Raw genomic sequence first — 18,653 nt, 5'->3', positions numbered from 1 at the left:
AAGTTCAATCTGAAAAATCACACCGAAAGGAGTCGAAGATGAAAGCGATTATTGTAACGGACCAAGCTACCGGCTTTGCCGGGATGAAGCTGGTGGAACGGCCCGAAGCTCAACCAGCGATAAACGACGTTATTGTAGAGGTTCACGCATCGGGATTCGTTCCGACCGAACTGGAATGGCCCTCGACATGGACCGATCGCCGCGAACAGAACCGAACTCCGTCGATCCCTGGGCACGAATTCGCCGGCATTGTCACCGCTCTTGGCTACGGCACGACGGGGCTGTCGGTCGGGCAACGCGTATTCGGCTTGGCCGACTGGTATCGCGATGGCACGCTCGCTGAATATATTGCCATCGAGGCGCGCAATCTGGCGCCATTGCCCGGTGACGTCGATTTCACGGTAGGCGCCAGCCTGCCGATCTCGGGCTTGACCGCGTGGCAGGGGCTTTTCCAGCACGGCCGCCTTCAGGCAGGCCAAAGCGTGCTCGCACATGGCGCGGCGGGCGCGGTCGGCTCTATGGTAGTTCAACTCGCACGAGAAGCGGGCGCCTATGTCATCGGAACAGGACGCGCGGCCGACCGACAGAAAGCGCTCGACTTCGGCGCGAACGAATTCGTCGACCTGGAGCACGACGTTCTCAAAGATGTCGGCAGCGTCGATCTTGCATTCGACGTCATCGGCGGCGACATCCAGAAGCACTCTGCAGCCATTGTCAAAGCCGGAGGGACGCTGGTGACTGTCGTCGGCCCGGCGCAGGCTCGGCCGGCGGACGGTTTGGCCATCGACTTCGTTGTGGAAGCCGATCGAAGTCAATTGAGTGAAATCGTCCAGAGGGTACGGGACGAAAGACTGCGGACAAACATTGGAAAGGTCTCCTCCTTCCACGACGCCATCGCTACCTTCAACTCAGCCCAGCGCCGCCAGGGCAAGACGATCATTCAGGTTCGCTCGTAAGAGCTCAGGCGGGAGGAGGGTTCTCCCCAAGGAGTTTATCGTTCCGCTTCTGGATCGTGGCGAGTGCCTTGGCACGATCCAGACGGAAGAAGCAACTGAGCGGTGGGCAGAGATGTCTGGACAAGCAACGCCGATGTTCGATTGACTCCCATGGTTGGCGGGATCGCCAACGATGCCGTCGGCTCGGATTTCCTGTGAATTCAGGACCCACAAGATGCGGCGGGCATACCGTCGGGATTTATCCGTCAGACCTGGAGATTGCACTTGCAAATCAAGGATGAAGCTTCGTCCAAAATGATTGAGTGGGAGCAGGGCGATCGGCCGTTGTTGCGCGCCTTGGAGTAGTCAGAGCGGTGGTCTCGTTTGCTTTGCTCCGACATTCCGGCGCTGAGGAGTTCTGGGTCTCGACTTAACGGATCCGAACCGGCATTTCAGCTCAGTTTCGCTGACCGCGTACTGTGGCGAAGCTTAGCGTGCAGAAAGGCTGAGGGCGTGGACGGCTTTTTGGAGGAGTAGCGCACGCGACGCTAACCCGTGCGGCAGGACGATGTCATTGCCGCGCTCGCTACGTTCGAAGCGGCACCGCGATCATGCGCGCGGGATATCTAGCGAAACTCAGCTTCCCGCGCTCTGTCCGCCATCGACATGCAGGATCTCGCAAGTGGTGAAGCCTGCTCCCTCGAGGTACATCACCGCATCGACAATTTCGCTCACTTCCCCCATTCGTCCGATCGGATGCAGCCCGGCCACGAACTCATGCATTTCAGGCGCATGCATGGGCGTTTTGGTCGCGCCCGGCGCCACGGCGTTGACGCGGATTCCTCGACTTGCATATTCAACTGCGAGCGACTTCGTTGCTGCGTTCAAGCCGCCTTTCGTCAAGGCTGCCAAGACGGACGGCGCGCGCCTGACATTGCGCGACATTCCGGTCTTTAGTCAGGCGCTAAGCTGTCGGCCAGAAGGGCGACATGTAACCTAGCGATCGATGACCCTAACGATGCGGGTGGGGTGCGTCGGAGAGCAGCGGAAAATCGCTTCGAATGTGTCGAGCGGACAAATTGGGCTCTACCTAGCTGTGGGTTGCGGTGGCGATCCGCCGGTTCCGGTAAATCCGACCGGCCGATCATCTACTTAATTGGAAGCGAGGCAGAGTAACCATTGCAACTTGACGCGGGCAATCGAAATAGTCTATTTATGCAAGTAACAATTTGAATGGTCGACTACGAGAAAACCATAGTTTCGTCGGCCAAATGCCAAAGAGGTTACGTGTCGGAGGAAATTTACATCGAGCGGCGCGACGGCATCGCCCACGTCGTTCTGAACCGGCCCTCGGCCAAGAATGCCGTGACGCTTGCGATGTGGAGCGAAATGGCCGCGATCTTCTCGGGCCTGGCCGGCGAAGGGGAGGTCCGCGGCGTCGTCCTGAAGGGTGCGGGAAAGGACTTTTCCGTCGGCGCCGACATTTCCGAATTCGAGAGCATCCGCGACGACAGGCACCAAAGCGCCGCCTATGAAGTGGAGGTCGATGCCTGCTCGAGCGCGATCGCCGCGCTCGGCAAGCCAGTCGTGGCCGCGATCTCCGGCTACTGCCTTGGCGGAGGCTGCCACCTTGCTTTGGCGTGCGACTTTCGTTTCGGCGACCGCACCGCGACGGTCGGGATACCCGCAGCCAGGCTGTCGATCGTCTACGGCCTGCACAGCGTGCAACGGCTGCTCGCCCTCACGGGCGTTTCGAATGCGAAGCGTATCCTCTACTCGGCGGACCGCCATTCCGCCGAGCAAGCCATCTCGGTGGGGCTGCTCGACGAATTGCACGAGAATCCCAGTCTCGCGGCCGAGCAATTCCTGCGGCGGCTTTCCGTCAACGCACCGCTGTCGATCGCCGGCGCGAAGCACATGCTGAACGGTCTTTCGATGGGCGTCGGCGGACTCGATCGGGCCGCGGTACAGCGGCTGATCGACGAAGCCTCCGACAGCGAAGACTTCAGGGAAGGCCGCCGCGCGTTCGCGGAGAAGCGGCCGCCGCAGTTCCGCGGCGCGTAGGTCCGGAAACGAGCAGCCCTGGAGGGCATCGGATGAAGCCTGCGCAGTTCGAATACGTTTCACCGTCGACGATCGACGCCGCCATCGCGGCGCTGGTTGCGTCGAACGGCGAGGGCAAGGTGCTGGCCGGCGGTCAGAGCCTGCTGCCGCTGCTGAACTTCCGGATGGCTCGTCCCGCCGTGCTCGTCGATCTCAACGGCATCGATGGATTGTCGTACATCGAAGACCGCGGTGACCGTATCGCTATCGGCGCGCTGGCCCGCCATCGTGAGCTGGAGCATTCGCTGCTGATCGCGTCCAAACTGCCGGTGATGTCGGCGGCGATGCGCCACGTCGCGCATCTGGCGATCCGCAATCGCGGCACCATCGGCGGCAGTCTGTCGCATGCCGATCCCGCCGCCGAGCTGCCGATGCTCGCGACGTTCTACGAGGCTGAAATCTCGGTGCAGGGGCCGTCGGGCCGCAGGACGATCGCGGCAGGAAACTTCTTCGTCGACGCCCTGACGAATTGTCTGGAGCCCGAGGAGATTGTGGTCGAGGTCGAATTCCCGGTCCTGAAGCAGGATGGCTGGGCGTTCGAGGAAGTCGCGCGGCGCTTCGGCGACTTCGCGCTCGCGAGCATCGCCGTCTCGGTCCGCCGCGGACCGGCCAGGTTGGAGGCCGCGCGCGTCGCGGTGATGGGTGTGGCCGACACGCCGCGGCGGCTGAGGGAGGCTGAGGACGAGCTCGTTGCGATGGCGCTCGACGACACGACGCCGGATCGTTTCGCGGAGATTGTCGTCTCGCTGGTCGCCCCGAACGACGATCTGCATGCGTCGGCCGATTACCGCAAGCATCTGCTCGCGCAACTCGCCAGGCGCGCGTTGCGGACCGCATTGGCCATGAAGGGCTGATCCGATGACGATGCACGTATCTGTGACCGTGAACGGCGAGACATACGACGTCTCTGATGTCGAACCGCGCATGCTGCTTTCCGACTTCCTGCGCGACCGGCTCGGACTGACCGGGACCCATGTCGGATGCGAGCATGGCGTGTGCGGCGCCTGTACGGTGCTGGTCAACGGCGACAGCGTGCGCGCCTGCCTGATGCTGGCGGTCCAGGCCAACGGCGCCGAGATCGTCACGGTCGAAGGACTCGGATCACCCCATGAGCTCAATATGCTGCAGGCCGAATTCCGAGAGCATCACGGGCTGCAGTGCGGCTTCTGCACGCCCGGCATGCTGATGACCGGCGAAGATCTGCTCCGGAAATATCCGCTCGCGACCGATGAAGACATTCGCGAGGGGCTCTCCGGGAATCTCTGCCGCTGCACCGGATATCAGAACATCGTCGCGGCGATCAGAAGCGCCGCGGCCAAGCGCACGGAGAAAGCGTCATGAAGCTCAATTTTCTCCCCGCCGGCCGCGTCCGCATGAAGAAGAGCATCTACGTGCCGGGCGCCGCTCGCAGCGAAACCATCGACCTTCCTGTCAGCAGCGCGCTGATCCGGCACAAGCAGGGCAATGTGCTGTTCGACACCGGCTGTCATCCCGCGGCGGTCGACCATGCAGAGGAGCGTTGGGGACCGCTCGCCAAGGTCATGAAGCCGCTGATGAGCGCGGAGGAAATCTTGCTGCCGAGCCTGGCATGCACCGGGCTCGGGCCTGATGACATCGACATTGTCGTCAACTCGCACTTCCATCCCGATCATTGCGGCTGCAACCAGTTCTTCAGGAAGGCGACGATCCTGGCGCACGCGAAGGAGATCGAAGCCGCGCAGGCTCCGAACGCGGAAGCGGCCGGCTATCTCAGGAACGATTGGGACTACGGGCAGCCGATCGATGCGCTGCATGGAGAGAAGGATCTGTTCGGCGATTCCAGCGTCGTGCTGCTGCCACTGCCGGGCCACACGCCGGGGATCGTCGGCGCGCTCGTCAGCCTCGATCGCGATGGCCAGTTTCTGCTGGCGTCCGACTCGGTCAGCCTGCGGCTGCATCTCGACACCGACACGCCGCCGCGCAACACCTGGAACGTCGACCTTCAGTTGAAGACCTATGCGGAGGTTCGCCGGTTCAAGAACAGCGGCGCCACCGTGGTCTGCGGCCACGACGACACGCAATGGCAAGGCCTGCGCAAGGGATCCGAGGGCTATGAGTAGCGACTGGCGCGTAAGTCCCTCCGATGTCGTGAGGCCGCGGAACGTCGGTGCGCCGATTAAGCGCACCGAGGACCCGCGTCTTCTGACCGGCAATGGAGAGTATACGGCCGACCGGAAACCGGATCGGCTGTTGCATCTCGCGTTCCTGCGCAGCGGTCAGCCTCACGCGCGGATCGTGCGGATCGACGCCGCCGACGCGCGGATGGCGCCGGGCGTGGTCGCCGTATTTGCCGCGGAGGACATCGCCGACGACTTCAAGCCGGTCGTTCCATTCTCCCGGATGCCGAACTACTACGCGACTCCGATCCTGCCGCTGGCGTCCGGGAAAGTCCGCTACGTCGGCGAGGCCGTGGTCGCTGTCATCGCCACCTCGCGCTACCTTGCCGAGGACGCGCTCGACCTGATTGACGTCGACTATGAACCGCTCGGCGCGCTCGCCTGCGCCGAACTGGCGCTCGCCGATAACGCTCCGCTCCTGCACGAAGCGGCCGGCACCAATGTCCTGATCGCGCGCGAATTCAGGAAGGGCGACGTCACAGCCGATCTCGCGGCCGCGACGGTCAGGGTGGGCGGGCGCTTTGAAATGACGCGCAAGGCGCCGCTGGCCATGGAGCCGCGCAGCTACGTGGCGGAGTACGACAAGGGCCGCGATGCCATCACGCTCTACACTTCGTCGAACATTCCCGGCATCGTTCGCGACGCCGTCTCGGAATCGCTGGGTGTCCCGGGACACCGCATGCGGGTGGTCGCGCCTGACGTGGGCGGGAGTTTTGGTTCGAAGGGCTCGCTTTATCCGGAAGAGCTTCTGATCTGCATCGCCGCCCGAAAACTGCGCCGGTCGGTCAAGTGGACGGCGGACCGGCTTGAGGACGTGAGCAGCAGCAGCCAGGCCTTCGCCGAGATCGTCGATGCGGAGATGGGGTTCGACGCCAACGGCATCGCGACGTCGCTGCAGGCTGACGTGATCGGGGACGTCGGCGCCTACTCGATCTATCCCTGGACCTGTGGCCTGGAGCCCGTGCAGGTCGCGAGCTTTCTGCCGGGGCCCTACAAGATCGGATCCTACAGGGGCGCCGTGCGCGGCGTCGCGACCTGCAAGCCGCCGACCGGTCCCTATCGGGGTGTCGGCCGGCCGATCTCGACCTTCGTCGCCGAGCGTCTGATGGATCTCGGCGCGGCGGCGCTCGGGATCGATCCGCTGGAGATCAGGCGGCGCAATCTGGTCCGGGCCGAGGAGTTTCCGTACCGGATCGCGTCCGGCATCATCTGGGACAAGGCAGGCTTCATCGAGTGCCTGGATGCCGCCGCCGAAGCGGCCGGTTACGACCGGCTGCGCAAGGAGCAGGCCGAAGCGCGCACGCAGGGGCGACTGTTCGGCATCGGCATTGCATCCTATGCCGAGCTGACCGGCATCGGGTCCCGGATCGCGGTGGCGCCGGGCATGCCGATCAACACCGGCTCGGAAACGGCGAAGATCACGATCGACTCGACGGGCGCCATCACCGCGGCATTCGGTGTCGCGTCCCACGGCCAGGGGCTTGAGACTACGCTGGCCCAGATCGTCGCCGACGATCTCGGCGCCCGGTTCGAGGATGTGCGCGTGATCCAGGGCGACAGCGACGAAGTCCCGATGTCGACCGGAACCTACGCCAGCCGCAGCGCCGTGCTCGGCGGCGGCGCGGCGAAGCACGCTTCGAAAATCCTGCGGGAGAAGATCAAGCGGGTCGCCTCGCATCTGCTCGAAGCCAACGCTAACGACATCGAGGTCACCGAGGGCCAGGCCGTCGTGCTCGGCACCGATCGCGCGGTGAGCTTCAAACAGATCGCTAAGGCGGTCTATTCCGACATGAAGACGCTGCCCGTCGAGGCGCGCGAGGAGCTGAGCGCGACCTATACCTACGATCCGGTCAACGGAACGACCGCGGCCGCCACCCACATCGCCGCCGTCGAGATCGATCCGGCGACATGCTTCGTGCGGATCCTTAAATTCGTCGTCGCCGAAGACTGCGGCCGGATCATCAACCCGATGATCGTCGATGGCCAGGTGCATGGCGGGGTGGCGCAAGGCATCGGCGCGGCGCTGTTCGAGGAACTGATCTACGACGAGGACGGCCAACTGCTGACCGCGAGTCTCGTCGACTACATGATCCCGTCCGCGCCCGAAGTGCCGGTCATGGACGTCGTCCATGTCGAGAGCGAATCCGCCGTTGCCGGCGGCTTCCGGGGCATGGGCGAGGGGGGAACGATCGGCGCGCCCGCTGCGATCGCGAACGCGATTGCCGACGCGCTGTCGCCACTCGACATCGGCGTCTCGATCCTTCCGATGACGCCGGAGCGCATCTTCAGGCTAATGGAACTAGCTAAAATCAAGAGGAAGAGCTGATGAGTGACTTGAAAGGACGCGTCGCGCTGGTGACGGGCGGTGGACGAGACGTGGGTGCAGCCATCGCCACGATGCTCGCTGAACGTGGTGCAAGCGTTGCGGTGAACTACCACAGCTCGAAGGCCGAGGCGGAAGCGGTGATCTCCGAGATCGAGAAGGCCGGCGGCCGGGCGAAGGCCTATCAGGCCGACATCGCGGACGCGGATATCGTCAGGAAGATGGTCGCGGATATCAAGAGCGACTTCGGTGGCCTCGACATTCTGGTAAACAACGCCGGCCTGGTGTTCCGCAAACGCTTCAGCGAGAGCACGCCCGAGGATTGGAAAAAGCAGATCGATACCTGCCTCTACGGCGCGCTGAATTGCTGCCACAGCGCGGGCCCGCTGCTGGAGGCGTCGGGCCGCGGACGGATCATCTCGATCATGGGCGACTCCTCGAGGGTCGGCGAATCCGGGCTGGCGCTCGCGGCCGCGGCGCGCGCGGGAACGATCGCGCTGATGAAGTCGCTGGCGCGCGAATGGGGGCGTTCGGGCGTGACCGCCAACTCGATCTCGCTCGGCCTGATCGAAACCGCGCACGACAAGACCTGGGTCGATGCGAACCGCGACAAGCTGGTCAAGGCCTACGCGATCCGGCGGCTTGGCCTGCCGTCCGATGTCGCTCCGCTGGTCACGCTGCTGGCCTCCAATGCCGGAAGCTGGATCACCGGGCAGGTGATCAGCGTCAACGGCGGATACAGCATGGTCTAGGGAGGCAGGCATGCTTCACGTCGATCTGATCGCACCCGTCTCGACACTGCTCGAACGCCACGCGACACAGCGTCCCGACAAGGTCGCGTATTGGGACTCGTCGCGATCGGTCACTTACGCGGACCTCGCCCGGCGGACTGCTTCGATCGCGGCCAACCTGACCAGGGCTGGTCTGCGAGACGGCGATAGGATTGCAATCTATCTGCCGAACGGCGTGGATTGGATCGAAGCATGCTTTGCCGCGTTGCGCGCCGGCGCGGTCGTGGTTCCCATCAGCTATGATGCGGCAGAAGGCGAGATCAGCTATCGCCTGACCGACGCGGCTTGCGGATACGTCCTCACGACGGCCACGCGGAAGGATCTGATCGACAAGGTCTGCCGTGATGCTGCGATCGCGCCGATCTCGATCTTCGCGGGTCCGGACACAGAGAGGGCGGGCGTCTCACTGGAGGCGCTCGCATCCACTGGTCCCGCGTCGCCCTCCGATCCCGACGACATCGACCGTTCGTCCTTCATCATCTACACGTCCGGAACGACCGGGCGGGCGAAGGGCGTGCTGCTCTCGCTGCGCGGCATGTTGTGGATCGCCGCCTCGTGCTGGGCGCCGATCGCGGAACTGAGCGAGAAGGACATCGTGCTGTCGCCGTTGCCGCTGTTCCACTCCTACGGCCTCAATCTGTCCGTGCTCGGCGTGCTCGCCGTGGGCGCGAGCCAACGCATCATGGAGAAGTTTTCCCCGCAACAGGCGCTCGATCTGCTGCGGACTGGAACGTATTCGGTTCTTCCGGGCGTGCCGACGATGTTCCACTATCTCCTGCTCCGCGCGCAGGAGAGCGGCGTCGAACGCCTCGGTGGACTCCGTCTTTGCATCTCCGCCGGCGCAATCATGCCCGCGACCCTGAACAGGGCGTTCGAGGAGCGCTTTTCGATCCGGCTGCTCGACGGGTACGGCATTACCGAAACCTCGACCATGGTGACGATGAACTGGCTGCACGGCGCGAGGCCGATGGGCTCGTGCGGCCTGCCGGTGCCGGGTCTTGCCGTGCGCATCGTCGATCCTTCGTCGGCCGAGGACGTACCGATCGGCGAGGAAGGCGAGTTGATCGTCCGCGGCCCGAACCTGATGCAGGGCTACCACAACAAGCCGGCGGAGACGGCGTCGGCGCTGCGCAAGGGCTGGTATCACACCGGTGATCTCGCAAAGTCTGATCCGGCTGGCTACCTGACCATCACGGGAAGGATCAAGGAGTTGATCATCCGCGGCGGCCAGAACATCGCGCCCGCCGAGATCGAGGAGGTCGTGGTTCGGCATCCCCAGGTCAGGGATTGCGCCGTCGTCGGCTTGAAGCACGCGACGCTGGGAGAGGTGCCTTGCCTGTTCGTCGTGGCAAAGGAGAACGGGTTGGACGTCGCTTCGCTGATGGATCACTGCCGGGCGCAACTGTCGGCCTACAAGATTCCCGAGGCGACCCATCTTGTCGGCGAAATTCCGCGGACCGGCTCGGGGAAGATCATGCGCTTCAAGCTGGTCGAAATGCTGAGCCAGGCGTCGTAGGTCGAGACCGCTCAGTCGACCGACCGCGGCGCCGAGGCACCGAACGATTTTGGATCGTACGCCAGTCGGTAGCGCATATCGGCGGCGACGATCGGCTTGTGGCAGCGATCGCAGTCCACCGAAGGCTCGAAGTCGTGTCCGCACTTGAGATGGGTCAGGATCAGCGGCGGCTTGCCCTTGGAGAGCCAGCGGTCGCCCCACCTCAGCATCGCGATGAACGGACCGTAGAGATCGCGTCCCATGTCGGTGAGAAGGTATTCGTAGCGATCCGGCGAGCGCTGATATTGCCGTCGCTGGAAGACGCCGCTGGCGACCAGGCGGTTGAGCCGGTCGGTGAGGATGTTCGGCGCGATCGCGAGCTCGTTCAAAATCTTGTCGTAGCGGCGATTGCCGAAGAAGCCCTCGCGGACGACCATGAAGCTCCATTTGTCGCCGATGATCTCGAGCGCGCGCGACACCGAGCTCGGGCGGCCGCGGACGAATTGGCTTCCGTCGGAAGCCCGCCTGGTGTTGCGGCCCGGCTTGGCGGGGCAGCGTCCTGCACCGGGGCCGTCGCGATATTTCGCGTCGCGCGCGCCGACGCTCTCGCCGCAATGGGAGCAGGTGACGACCGGATGGCTGTCGCAGCCGCATGTCGCATGGATCAGCGTCAGCGGAGGAGGCTTGCCCTTGGACAGCCAGCGGTCGCCGAATTGCATGAGCGCGATGAAGCTCGGATAGAGATCAAACCCCATTTTGGTCAGGCGGTATTCCTTGCGCAGGGATGATCCGGGCGCGACCTGACGGAAGATGGCGAGCTGGGTCAGCTTCCTCAGCCGATCGGTCAGCGTGGCCCGCGGGATACCCAGCGCCGAGCGGAACGCTTCGAACGTCTGCGTCCCGAAGAATGCCTCGCGAATAATCAGGAACGCCCACGCGTCCGAAACGATGTCCAGGGTGCGCGCGACCGAACAGTTGCGCTCGGTCCGCGCGTCGACTTTCCGGGCCACGGGCTCTGCGGCCCGCGGCTTCGCAGATGGTTTCGTCGTCTGGATCTTGGCGGCGGCAGGCATTTTCAAATCAGTCCGTTCACGCGGCCGCGTGACGGCGGCCTTCGAAGGTTGCGCACCACTAGCACAACGGTGCCGTTGACTCGTTGGAAAAATAAGTCTAGTTATGCAAGTAACATTGGTCTAGTTATGCTAGTGATAAGAGCGCGAACGCGCAAGCCGAGCAACCCTGGGGAGAAGTGACATGAAGCTGAATATTCGAAGCGTCCTGGTTGCGACAGCGGCGATCCTGATGTTCGACAATGCGGCGGACGCGCAGACCGCGCGCATCTCGGACGACGTCGTGAAGATCGGCGTGCTCACGGATATGTCGGGACAATTCTCCCACGAATCCGGCGAAGGCGCAGTGACGGCGGTCAAGATGGCCGTCGAGGATTTCGGCGGCAAGGTGCTCGGAAAGCCGATCGAGGTCCTCGTCGCCGATCACCAGAACAAGCCCGATACCGCCTCGGCGCTGGCGCGAAAATGGTTCGACGTGGACCGTGTCGACATGATCGCCAACCTCATCAATTCCTCGATCGCGCTCACCGTGTCCGGTCTCGCGAAGGAGAAGAGCCGGATCGCCATCATCAACGGCTCCGGGTCGTCGCGTCTGACGGGAGATGCATGTACGCCCAACAGCATTCATTATGCCTACGACACCTACGCGCTCGCGCGCGGGACCGGCGCTGCGCTGGCCAAGGCAGGCAAGAAGTCGTGGTACTTCCTGACGGCAGACTACGCGTTCGGGCACGCGCTCGAAGCCGACACCTCGGCGGTCGTCAAGTCGTTGGGCGGCGAGGTTGTCGGGGCGACCCGTTATCCGCCTGACGCGTTCGACCAGTCCTCGTTCCTGCTGCAAGCGCAGTCCTCGAAAGCGCAGGTCGTGGGGCTGGCCGGCTCCGGCAACGTGCTGGTGAACTCGATCAAATCGGCGCACGAATTTGGCATCCCGGATGGCGGCCAGACTCTCGCCGGGCTGCTGGTCTGGATCACCGACGTCAAGAGCCTGGGGCTCTCGGCCGCGCAGGGGCTGGTTCTCACCAATGCGTTCTACTGGGACCGCGACGATGAAACCCGAGCCTGGTCCAAGCGCTTCTACGAACGCATGAAGCGGATGCCGCACATGGGCGACGCCGGCGACTATTCGTCGACCATGCACTACCTCAAGGCGATCGAAGCCGCGGGCACCGACGAGGCCCAGGCGGTGATGAGCAAGATGCGCGAGCTTCCGATCAACGATTTCTTCGCCAAGGGCGGACGGATCCGCGAGGACGGGCGCATGGTGCACGACATGTACGTCTACGAGGTCAAGAAGCCGTCCGAATCCAAGGCCGACTGGGATTTCTACAAGCTTCGCGAAGTGATCCCCGGCGACCAGGCGTTCCGTCCGCTCAAGAACAGCGCCTGCCCGCTGGTCAAGAAGGATTGACGCAGGTCGACGACACAGGGCCCGGATGCGGTCGCATCGCGGGCCCGCACCAATGGAGGCATCGAGATGGATCAGGACGTCTTAACAGCGGGCTCGGCTCCGTCGCGGAATCCGATCCGGTCCGGTGCCGAGTACATCGAGAGTCTGAGGGGCCGGAAGCTCAAGGTTTATCTGATGGGCGAATTGGTCGCGGAACCGGTCGAGCATCCCATTATCAGGCCGTCGATCAACGCAGTTGCGGAGACCTACGATCTCGCCAACGAGGAGCCCGAACTTGCGTCGGCCGTCTCGCCGCTCACGGGCGGGCGCGTGAACCGCTTCCTTCACATCTCCGGCAGTGCCGGCGACCTCGTCATGCAGAACAAGATGCAGCGCCGGCTCGGGCAACTGACCGGCACCTGCTTCCAGCGCTGCGTTGGCATGGACGCGCTTAACGCGTTGCATTCCGTGACACACGATCTGGACCGGAAGTACGAGACCGATTACCACGCCCGGTTCGAGCGGTTCCTTGCGCGCGTGCAGAGCGCCAACCTGGTCATCGGCGGCGCGATGACGGACGTGAAGGGCGATCGCGGCAGGTCGCCGTCGCAGCAGGCCGATCCGGATCTCTTCCTTCACGTCGTGCGCCGCACGTCCGAAGGCGTCTACGTCAGCGGCGCAAAGGCGCATCAGACCGGCTGCCTGAATTCGCATTGGCTGATCGTGATGCCGACCATGAGGCTGGAGGCGGCCGACAGGGACTACGCCGTCGTCGGCGCGATCCCCGTTGACGCCGAGGGCATCACCTACATCTACGGCCGGCAATCCTGCGACACCCGCAGCGCCGAAGGCGGCGACATCGACGCCGGCAACGCGCGCTTTTCCGGCCAGGAGGCGATGATCGTGTTCGACAACGTGTTCATTCCGCGTGAGCTCGTCTTCCTCGACGGCGAGTTCGAATTCGCCGCCACGCTGGTCGAACGCTTCACCTGCTATCATCGCCGCAGCTATGTCTGCAAGACCGGCGTCGGCGACGTCCTGATCGGCGCCGCGGCGACGATTGCGGACTACAACGGCGTCGAGCGCGCCTCGCAAGTCCGTGACAAACTGGTCGAGATGACCCATCTCAACGAGACGATCTACGGCGCCGGCATCGCCGCGAGCCATCAGGGCATCGCGATGAAATCCGGAGCGTACCTGCCGGACGAGATGCTCGCGAACGTCTGCAAGCATCACGTAACGAAAATCCCCTATGAGATCGGGCGGCTGGCGCAGGATCTCGCCGGTGGATTGATGGTGACGCTGCCGTCGGAGCGGGAGCTGCGGCACGACACCATCGGACCGATCGTCGAGAAATATCTCAAGGGACGGCCGGAGATCGCGACCGAGGACAGGATCCGCATCCTACGCCTGGTCGAGAATATGACGCTCGGCCGCAATGCCGTCGGCTATCTGACGGAATCCATGCACGGCGCCGGATCGCCGCAGGCGCAGCGCATCCAGATCGCCCGATCGATGCAGCTCGATTTCAAGAAGGAACTTGCGAAGTCGCTGGCCGGTGTGGCCGCCGCGTCGCGCGCCGAGATCGTGGATGACCTGTCGACCTACATGGCGCGGGTATTCGCGCCCGTCGCGGAATGACCCGCTGCCGCCGTTACATCCCAGCTTCGAGGCGTCATCGTTGAAGGAGACGCCGGAGCCCGACGAACCTTGGAGACACTTCGATGGCGATGACGATGATGGGCGAGATCGAGCTTGCGGCGCCGCGCGAAGTGGTCTGGGCGAAGCTGAATGATCCGTCCGTTCTGAAAGTCTGCATCCCGGGTTGCGAGGAGCTGGAGCCGACCGAAGACGGCGGCTTTCGCGCCGTTGCGAGGATGAAGGTCGGGCCGGTCTCCGCGCGCTTCAAGGGCAGGGTCGCCTTGAGCGATCTCGATCCGCCGAACGGCTACAGGATATCGGGCGAAGGCGAGGGCGGCGTTGCAGGTTTCGCGAAGGGCGGTGCCACGGTCGCGCTGGCCGACAAGGACGGCGGCACGCTCCTGAGCTACAGCGTCGAAGCACAGATCGGCGGCAAGCTGGCGCAGCTCGGCCAGCGCCTGATCAACGGAACGGCCAAGAAGCTTGCCGACGAGTTCTTCGCCAATTTTGCGCGAGCGCTTTAGCGAGGGTAGGTTAGCGGCAGCTTGAATGCGCCATGTGACCTTTATGTACGATGCAATGTGCCACTGTACTCACCTGTCGCAAGCAGGATGGAACTCCAACCGCGATACAATGGTGTGGAAGTCACCAATTTTGAGAGCGCTCCGCCGACACGCCGTATACGCCGACCAATACCAGCCCGCGTGATGCACAGCTTGGCTGGCCCATCTTGGGTGGAGGGGAGGCGGCTCTTGGCGAAAAGCGGACAGCGGGACGAATGCGGGGAGAGCAAGTAGCCAAATTTGTCGCGATCTCAGTAGCCGCACTGTTTATTTCAACGGATAGCTGCGACGGTGGTCGTAGCAATGAGAATAACAGTTACGAGCGCTCCCGAAACATAGAGAATGGTTCTGACGCTGCCGCCTTTGGCAGCTTTGCCGCCGCGCAAATAGACCACAACGTGTATCAGACGAATCGCAACGTAGATCCATACGAGGGCCGCAAGTATACTTGGTCTGACTCCCACCATCATGGCCAACAGTGCTGGCACGACAAAAGGTGGCAGCGCCTCCACCACGTTCATGTGCACGCGATCAATCCGGTATAGCAAGTTTTCGTCGTCGGCCGGCAGGACAGGTCCGGAGAGGACGCCCGCTCTGCCTTTGGACGATCCTGAATGAATCGCCAGCAAAATGGAAACGAGGCAGAGGACAAGCACTCCGATCACACTAAAAGAATAGGCTGCCATAAGGGCCTCCGCATTATGATAGGGGCGCATGGGGAAGGCGAGCATCATGGCTCGCTGGCGATCCGCTCGGCGAACCTTTTCAGATAGAGCCGCCAGCCCTGTTCGCCCTTGATGCCTTCGCGCACGCCTTCCCAACCTTCGCCATGGCGTTCGAGGTGACGATGCTCAAGCTCCAGGCGGGTACGGTTTTGCGTCTCGGCGATGAACCGCACCTCCCACTCACTGGTCTTGTCGGGATTGGTTTCGAGTAGCCAACGCGGGCTGATGTCCCAGCTCAGAAGCACGCGATTAGGCGGCTCAAAAGCCAACACTCGCGCCCAGCGGCACTCGCTGCCATCGACACCTCGATCATAAATGTGACCGCCCACACGTGGCTCGAACACCGTCTCTGCTATGGGAACAGAGAGCAGATTGTGCTCGCGCGGCTTGAAGCTGCCGAAATCTTCAGTGAAAACCTTGAACGCACGCTCGATAGGGGCATCAACCACGATAGATTGTTTGATAGGGGCGGCCGATATGTGTCTGCTCATGTTAGTCCGCTCGTGATTTCTCGACAGCTACCTTGTAGGCCGCCAGCGTGTTGCTCCAGAACCGGTCGAGCCAGGCGCGCATCTGGCCGAGCCCGACTGGATCAATGTGATAGACGTTGCTGGCACCTTTCGGCTCGGCACGCACCAGACGAGATACGCGCAGAACCTTGAGGTGTTGGGAGACGGCTGATTGGGAGACAGTTAGTTCTCGAGTGATTTCAGCGACAGTGCGAGGCCGCGTTCCCACGAGTTCGAATATTCGCCTTCGCGTGGGATCCCCCAGAGCGGCAAGCTGCGCATTATCTTTGACCATGGCTAAGCTCTGATGCCGGCAATCGGGGAGAGGCCTTGTCCATCGCCAAACTGCATTCTTTGGAATGTTATAAGCTGTCACTAATGATTAGCATACACTGATTATCCGGTCAAACGGGGCTGAATTGCACGCGCGAACAGCCCTGGGTCGATGGTCCCTCCTTTGACTGCGGGGGTAGGGCTGACAGAGCGCGCTTGGGTCCGCCTGAAAAAATATTGCGCGGGCGTGTCACGAAACCGGCGTCCACCTCGCCAGTGTTTTTGATCAAGCGCTGTCCCTTCCGTGTTTCGGAGGTTTAGATTTGTCGAGGGGACGTGCGTGCTGATAAATAACTGGATTAGTGAGTGATTTTGTGCATTCTATATTGGAACTGACGTCGGCGTAGCGATCCCAAAGAAGGACGCGTCGAAAGGGAGGAAGGCATGACCGCGTTTCATGCGCCCAATTCATTCGTGCGGTTGGTCGGGGGTGATCTCGTTTCGTCGAAGATCACCAACACCGATGCCATGCGGATCGAGGTTCTGCGTCGGGTTTCACGGCCAAAGATGGAGTGGCACTTCCGGCAGCCAGAGGTCACGCTGTTCTGGTTTCGACGTGGCGCCGAGAATCTCAAAGGTATGATCGACGGATGCAATGCCGTCCATCGTTTCAGCGGAAGAGCTAATCTCGCGCTGTTTCCGGCCGGTATGGAGATCCAAGGTCAATGGAGCGTCGGCCCGTCGCTCGACTACGTCGTCGTATTTCTCGATCCGGAGTTCGTGCATGGCCGCCTCAAGGCCAACATCGATCGTCCGCTGGTGGGCTTTGCCCACGAGCAGTTGACGAGGGGCCTGGAAGAGCTTTGCCGGGAAGCTTTGGCGCCGGACAATGTGTTTGAACTTTTTGCTGAGGGATGGGGTGCCCAGGCCTTGGCCCATTTGGCGCGGGTCACCCAGATCGCCGGCGCGGAAAAGATCGTGTCGCGTGGCGGCCTGAGCGCGCGGGTTTTGGCGCAACTGGATGAGTATATCAGGGTTCGTCTGTCGGAGCCCATTTCGCTGGAGGATTTGAGTGGCGTTGCCGGGCTGAGCAAGCGCCACTTCCTCCGAGCCTTCCAGGAAAGCACGGGGACAACCCCGCACCGTCACGTGCTCAATCTGCGAATAGAAGACGCCAAGCAGCGGCTGACAGGCTCGGACGCAGATCTTACGAGCATTGCCTGCGCATCCGGCTTCAGTCATTCACAGCACTTTTCCACCAGTTTCCGACGTGCAACGGGAATGACTCCATCGGCGTTTCGCCGAAGCCGGCTGTCCTAAGCACGAGGTCCCTTTGCGGCGCTTTTTGGCAAATGGCGGCACTCTGACGGAAGTATTGCTTCACTTGTCCTTGTAGAGCTCGGACGTGGCAGCCCGCAGAAGACGGGCAACACGGGAGATGAGCTGCAGGAGGACGCGGATGAAGCGTACAGGCGTTTTGGTGGCTTCAATGCTGTTTGCCGCGGGGCCTGCGTCGCAGGTCGCGCTTGCCGCGGATCTGCCTCCCCTGAAGATCGGCCTCATGCTTCCGTACAAGGGGGTTTACGCGGTTCCAAGCGAAGGAATCGATCGAGGCTTCCAGGTCGCTCTCGCCGAGTACGGAAACAGTGTCGGAGGTCGACGCATTGAAGTTATTCGGGCCGATGACGAATTGACACCGAACGTGGGCGTTCAGCAGTTCAATCGCCTGATTCAACTTGAGAAGGTCGACCTGGTCGCGGGTGTGGTCAGCTCGAGCGTTGGCATCGCGGTTTCGGGATTGGCAGATAAGGCGGCAACGCCGCTGGTTCTCGTGAACACTTTCGCGGACGAGATCACAGCCAAGTTCTGTAGCCCTTACGTGGCCCGCACCTCGTTCAGCGCCAACGGGTTTCAGTATAACTCGGGCAAGTACTGGGCGACCCACGGCATCCGTACCGCCGTTGTCATGGGACCCGACTACTCCGCAGGACACTCTTTCCTTGATGCGTTCAAGCGCGGTTTTCAGGAAGCAGGTGGCAAGGTCGTGCAGGAAATCTGGACGCCGTTCCAGAAAACCAAGGATTGGGGCGCAGCGCTGACCCAGGCGAGCAATTCGGGCGCGCAAATCATCTACTCGTTCTACGCCGGTGCTGAGGCAGTCCAGCTGGTCAAGCAACATGCCGACTTCGGTTTGCGCGAGAAGCTCCCGCTGGTGGGCGATCACTGGATATACGACCAGCTCAACTGGTCGGCTCTTGGCGATCTGATCGTTGGGCCGGAATTCATCACAACCTACCTCTCGACCGCCAAGAACGAGGCGAACGAAAAGTTCGTCGCGAGATACCGCGAGATGTTCAACCAGGATCCGGAAGTCAATGCCGAACTCGGCTACGACAACGGAAAGGCCATCATGCTCACCCTGGAGAAGCTGGGCGGCAGGATGCCGGCGGACAAATCTCAGTTCATCGCGACGATGCGAAGCCTTGTCTTCGAGTCCCCGCGGGGAAAGCTCCGCTTCAATGCGAGCAATAGCGCGCTGCTTGAGAAAGTCTACGTCGTGAAGATCAAGAAGGATTCGGCAGGCAATCTCCTGCCGACATATGTGGACGAGTTCGCGGGCGCCGAGGATCTGCCGGGATGCACGAAGTCGTTCTGAACCGACTGCAAGAAAGCGCAGCC

At 62.5% G+C, this 18,653-nt stretch carries 17 protein-coding genes and 1 pseudogene; 13 read left to right on the top strand and 5 right to left on the bottom strand.

The features are described from left to right. Window positions 1–38: 38 nt before the first annotated feature. Window positions 39–956, top strand: coding sequence for an NADP-dependent oxidoreductase (locus E2I15_RS12345; RefSeq protein ID WP_137479163.1), 918 nt, complete (start codon window positions 39–41; stop codon window positions 954–956). Between the two features lie 615 nt (window positions 957–1,571). Here the strand turns inward: E2I15_RS12345 and E2I15_RS12340 are convergent. Then, window positions 1,572–1,856, bottom strand: a pseudogene (locus E2I15_RS12340) (SDR family oxidoreductase); the annotation flags it as partial. Window positions 1,857–2,222: 366 nt separating this feature from the next. Here E2I15_RS12340 and E2I15_RS12335 point away from each other — a divergent pair. Genes E2I15_RS12335 through E2I15_RS12305 form a run of 7 tightly spaced genes read left to right on the top strand, consistent with a single transcriptional unit; the run spans window position 2,223 to window position 9,824 of the window. Then, entirely contained in the window at window positions 2,223–2,999 is a 777-nt protein-coding gene (locus E2I15_RS12335) for an enoyl-CoA hydratase-related protein (protein WP_246668088.1), read from the top strand. A gap of 32 nt (window positions 3,000–3,031) precedes the next feature. Beyond that, window positions 3,032–3,892, top strand: a complete 861-nt coding sequence (locus tag E2I15_RS12330; protein ID WP_137479161.1) for an FAD binding domain-containing protein — start codon at window positions 3,032–3,034, stop codon at window positions 3,890–3,892. A gap of 10 nt (window positions 3,893–3,902) precedes the next feature. Then, a complete protein-coding gene (locus E2I15_RS12325) occupies window positions 3,903–4,379 on the top strand; it encodes a (2Fe-2S)-binding protein (RefSeq protein ID WP_481128104.1) in 477 nt (158 codons plus the stop codon). Further along, a complete protein-coding gene (locus tag E2I15_RS12320) occupies window positions 4,376–5,137 on the top strand; it encodes an N-acyl homoserine lactonase family protein (protein ID WP_137479159.1) in 762 nt (253 codons plus the stop codon). The genes E2I15_RS12325 and E2I15_RS12320 overlap by 4 nt, the downstream gene beginning before the upstream one ends. Further along, window positions 5,130–7,520 carry a xanthine dehydrogenase family protein molybdopterin-binding subunit gene (locus tag E2I15_RS12315; protein WP_137479158.1) on the top strand — a complete coding sequence of 797 codons (2,391 nt, stop codon included), beginning with the start codon at window positions 5,130–5,132 and terminating at the stop codon, window positions 7,518–7,520. The genes E2I15_RS12320 and E2I15_RS12315 overlap by 8 nt, the downstream gene beginning before the upstream one ends. Further along, window positions 7,520–8,269: an SDR family NAD(P)-dependent oxidoreductase gene (locus tag E2I15_RS12310; protein WP_246668087.1), complete on the top strand. Its 750-nt coding sequence runs from the start codon at window positions 7,520–7,522 to the stop codon at window positions 8,267–8,269. Before E2I15_RS12315 ends, E2I15_RS12310 begins: the two co-directional genes overlap by 1 nt. Before the next feature lie 10 nt (window positions 8,270–8,279). Continuing rightward, window positions 8,280–9,824, top strand: coding sequence for a class I adenylate-forming enzyme family protein (locus E2I15_RS12305; protein WP_137479156.1), 1,545 nt, complete (start codon window positions 8,280–8,282; stop codon window positions 9,822–9,824). A gap of 11 nt (window positions 9,825–9,835) precedes the next feature. Here the strand turns inward: E2I15_RS12305 and E2I15_RS12300 are convergent, their stop codons facing one another. After that, entirely contained in the window at window positions 9,836–10,813 is a 978-nt protein-coding gene (locus tag E2I15_RS12300; protein WP_246668086.1) for a winged helix-turn-helix transcriptional regulator, read from the bottom strand. Window positions 10,814–11,057: 244 nt separating this feature from the next. Between E2I15_RS12300 and E2I15_RS12295 the strand changes: the two genes are divergently transcribed. From E2I15_RS12295 to E2I15_RS12285, 3 genes are all read left to right on the top strand, one after another. After that, complete coding sequence (locus E2I15_RS12295) at window positions 11,058–12,284, top strand: ABC transporter substrate-binding protein (protein ID WP_137479154.1); 1,227 nt, start codon at window positions 11,058–11,060, stop codon at window positions 12,282–12,284. 66 nt (window positions 12,285–12,350) lie between these two features. Beyond that, complete coding sequence (locus E2I15_RS12290; RefSeq protein WP_137479153.1) at window positions 12,351–13,904, top strand: 4-hydroxyphenylacetate 3-hydroxylase family protein; 1,554 nt, start codon at window positions 12,351–12,353, stop codon at window positions 13,902–13,904. A gap of 83 nt (window positions 13,905–13,987) precedes the next feature. Further along, window positions 13,988–14,428: an SRPBCC family protein gene (locus E2I15_RS12285; protein ID WP_137479152.1), complete on the top strand. Its 441-nt coding sequence runs from the start codon at window positions 13,988–13,990 to the stop codon at window positions 14,426–14,428. A gap of 311 nt (window positions 14,429–14,739) precedes the next feature. Here E2I15_RS12285 and E2I15_RS12280 read toward each other — a convergent pair whose 3' ends face one another. The 3 genes from E2I15_RS12280 to E2I15_RS12270 are packed head-to-tail and all read right to left on the bottom strand — an operon-like array spanning window position 14,740 to window position 15,996. Next, the gene (locus E2I15_RS12280; RefSeq protein WP_137479151.1) at window positions 14,740–15,153 is read right to left on the bottom strand and encodes an MAPEG family protein; all 414 of its coding nucleotides are present in this window, start codon (window positions 15,151–15,153) and stop codon (window positions 14,740–14,742) included. A gap of 44 nt (window positions 15,154–15,197) precedes the next feature. Continuing rightward, window positions 15,198–15,683: an SRPBCC family protein gene (locus E2I15_RS12275; protein ID WP_137479150.1), complete on the bottom strand. Its 486-nt coding sequence runs from the start codon at window positions 15,681–15,683 to the stop codon at window positions 15,198–15,200. Window position 15,684: 1 nt separating this feature from the next. Further along, the gene (locus tag E2I15_RS12270; RefSeq protein WP_137479149.1) at window positions 15,685–15,996 is read right to left on the bottom strand and encodes an ArsR/SmtB family transcription factor; all 312 of its coding nucleotides are present in this window, start codon (window positions 15,994–15,996) and stop codon (window positions 15,685–15,687) included. 422 nt (window positions 15,997–16,418) lie between these two features. Here E2I15_RS12270 and E2I15_RS12265 point away from each other — a divergent pair, with 422 nt between their 5' ends. Together E2I15_RS12265 and E2I15_RS12260 are read left to right on the top strand one after the other, a co-directional pair. Beyond that, window positions 16,419–17,294: an AraC family transcriptional regulator gene (locus E2I15_RS12265; protein ID WP_137479148.1), complete on the top strand. Its 876-nt coding sequence runs from the start codon at window positions 16,419–16,421 to the stop codon at window positions 17,292–17,294. Between the two features lie 139 nt (window positions 17,295–17,433). After that, on the top strand, window positions 17,434–18,630 hold the full coding sequence (locus tag E2I15_RS12260) for an ABC transporter substrate-binding protein (RefSeq protein ID WP_246668085.1): 1,197 nt from the start codon (window positions 17,434–17,436) through the stop codon (window positions 18,628–18,630). Window positions 18,631–18,653 lie beyond the last annotated feature (23 nt).

This window comes from Bradyrhizobium sp. BR2003 (assembly GCF_009720285.1).
In the GTDB taxonomy this organism is placed as follows: domain Bacteria; phylum Pseudomonadota; class Alphaproteobacteria; order Rhizobiales; family Xanthobacteraceae; genus Bradyrhizobium; species Bradyrhizobium elkanii.
Note: the sequence above shows the minus strand (reverse complement) of the source record. Positions and strands in the feature narration are given on the sequence as shown.

Excerpts from the sequence above, each read along its gene's own strand:
- E2I15_RS12345 (WP_137479163.1), top strand. The coding sequence starts at position 39 with ATGAAAGCGATTATTGTAACGGACCAAGCTACCGGCTTTGCCGGGATG.
- E2I15_RS12330 (WP_137479161.1), top strand. The coding sequence starts at position 3,032 with ATGAAGCCTGCGCAGTTCGAATACGTTTCACCGTCGACGATCGACGCC.
- E2I15_RS12325 (WP_481128104.1), top strand. The coding sequence starts at position 3,903 with ATGCACGTATCTGTGACCGTGAACGGCGAGACATACGACGTCTCTGAT.
- E2I15_RS12320 (WP_137479159.1), top strand. The coding sequence starts at position 4,376 with ATGAAGCTCAATTTTCTCCCCGCCGGCCGCGTCCGCATGAAGAAGAGC.
- E2I15_RS12315 (WP_137479158.1), top strand. The coding sequence starts at position 5,130 with ATGAGTAGCGACTGGCGCGTAAGTCCCTCCGATGTCGTGAGGCCGCGG.
- E2I15_RS12310 (WP_246668087.1), top strand. The coding sequence starts at position 7,520 with ATGAGTGACTTGAAAGGACGCGTCGCGCTGGTGACGGGCGGTGGACGA.
- E2I15_RS12305 (WP_137479156.1), top strand. The coding sequence starts at position 8,280 with ATGCTTCACGTCGATCTGATCGCACCCGTCTCGACACTGCTCGAACGC.
- E2I15_RS12295 (WP_137479154.1), top strand. The coding sequence starts at position 11,058 with ATGAAGCTGAATATTCGAAGCGTCCTGGTTGCGACAGCGGCGATCCTG.
- E2I15_RS12290 (WP_137479153.1), top strand. The coding sequence starts at position 12,351 with ATGGATCAGGACGTCTTAACAGCGGGCTCGGCTCCGTCGCGGAATCCG.
- E2I15_RS12285 (WP_137479152.1), top strand. The coding sequence starts at position 13,988 with ATGGCGATGACGATGATGGGCGAGATCGAGCTTGCGGCGCCGCGCGAA.
- E2I15_RS12280 (WP_137479151.1), bottom strand. The coding sequence starts at position 15,153 with ATGGCAGCCTATTCTTTTAGTGTGATCGGAGTGCTTGTCCTCTGCCTC.
- E2I15_RS12275 (WP_137479150.1), bottom strand. The coding sequence starts at position 15,683 with ATGAGCAGACACATATCGGCCGCCCCTATCAAACAATCTATCGTGGTT.
- E2I15_RS12270 (WP_137479149.1), bottom strand. The coding sequence starts at position 15,996 with ATGGTCAAAGATAATGCGCAGCTTGCCGCTCTGGGGGATCCCACGCGA.
- E2I15_RS12265 (WP_137479148.1), top strand. The coding sequence starts at position 16,419 with ATGACCGCGTTTCATGCGCCCAATTCATTCGTGCGGTTGGTCGGGGGT.
- E2I15_RS12260 (WP_246668085.1), top strand. The coding sequence starts at position 17,434 with ATGAAGCGTACAGGCGTTTTGGTGGCTTCAATGCTGTTTGCCGCGGGG.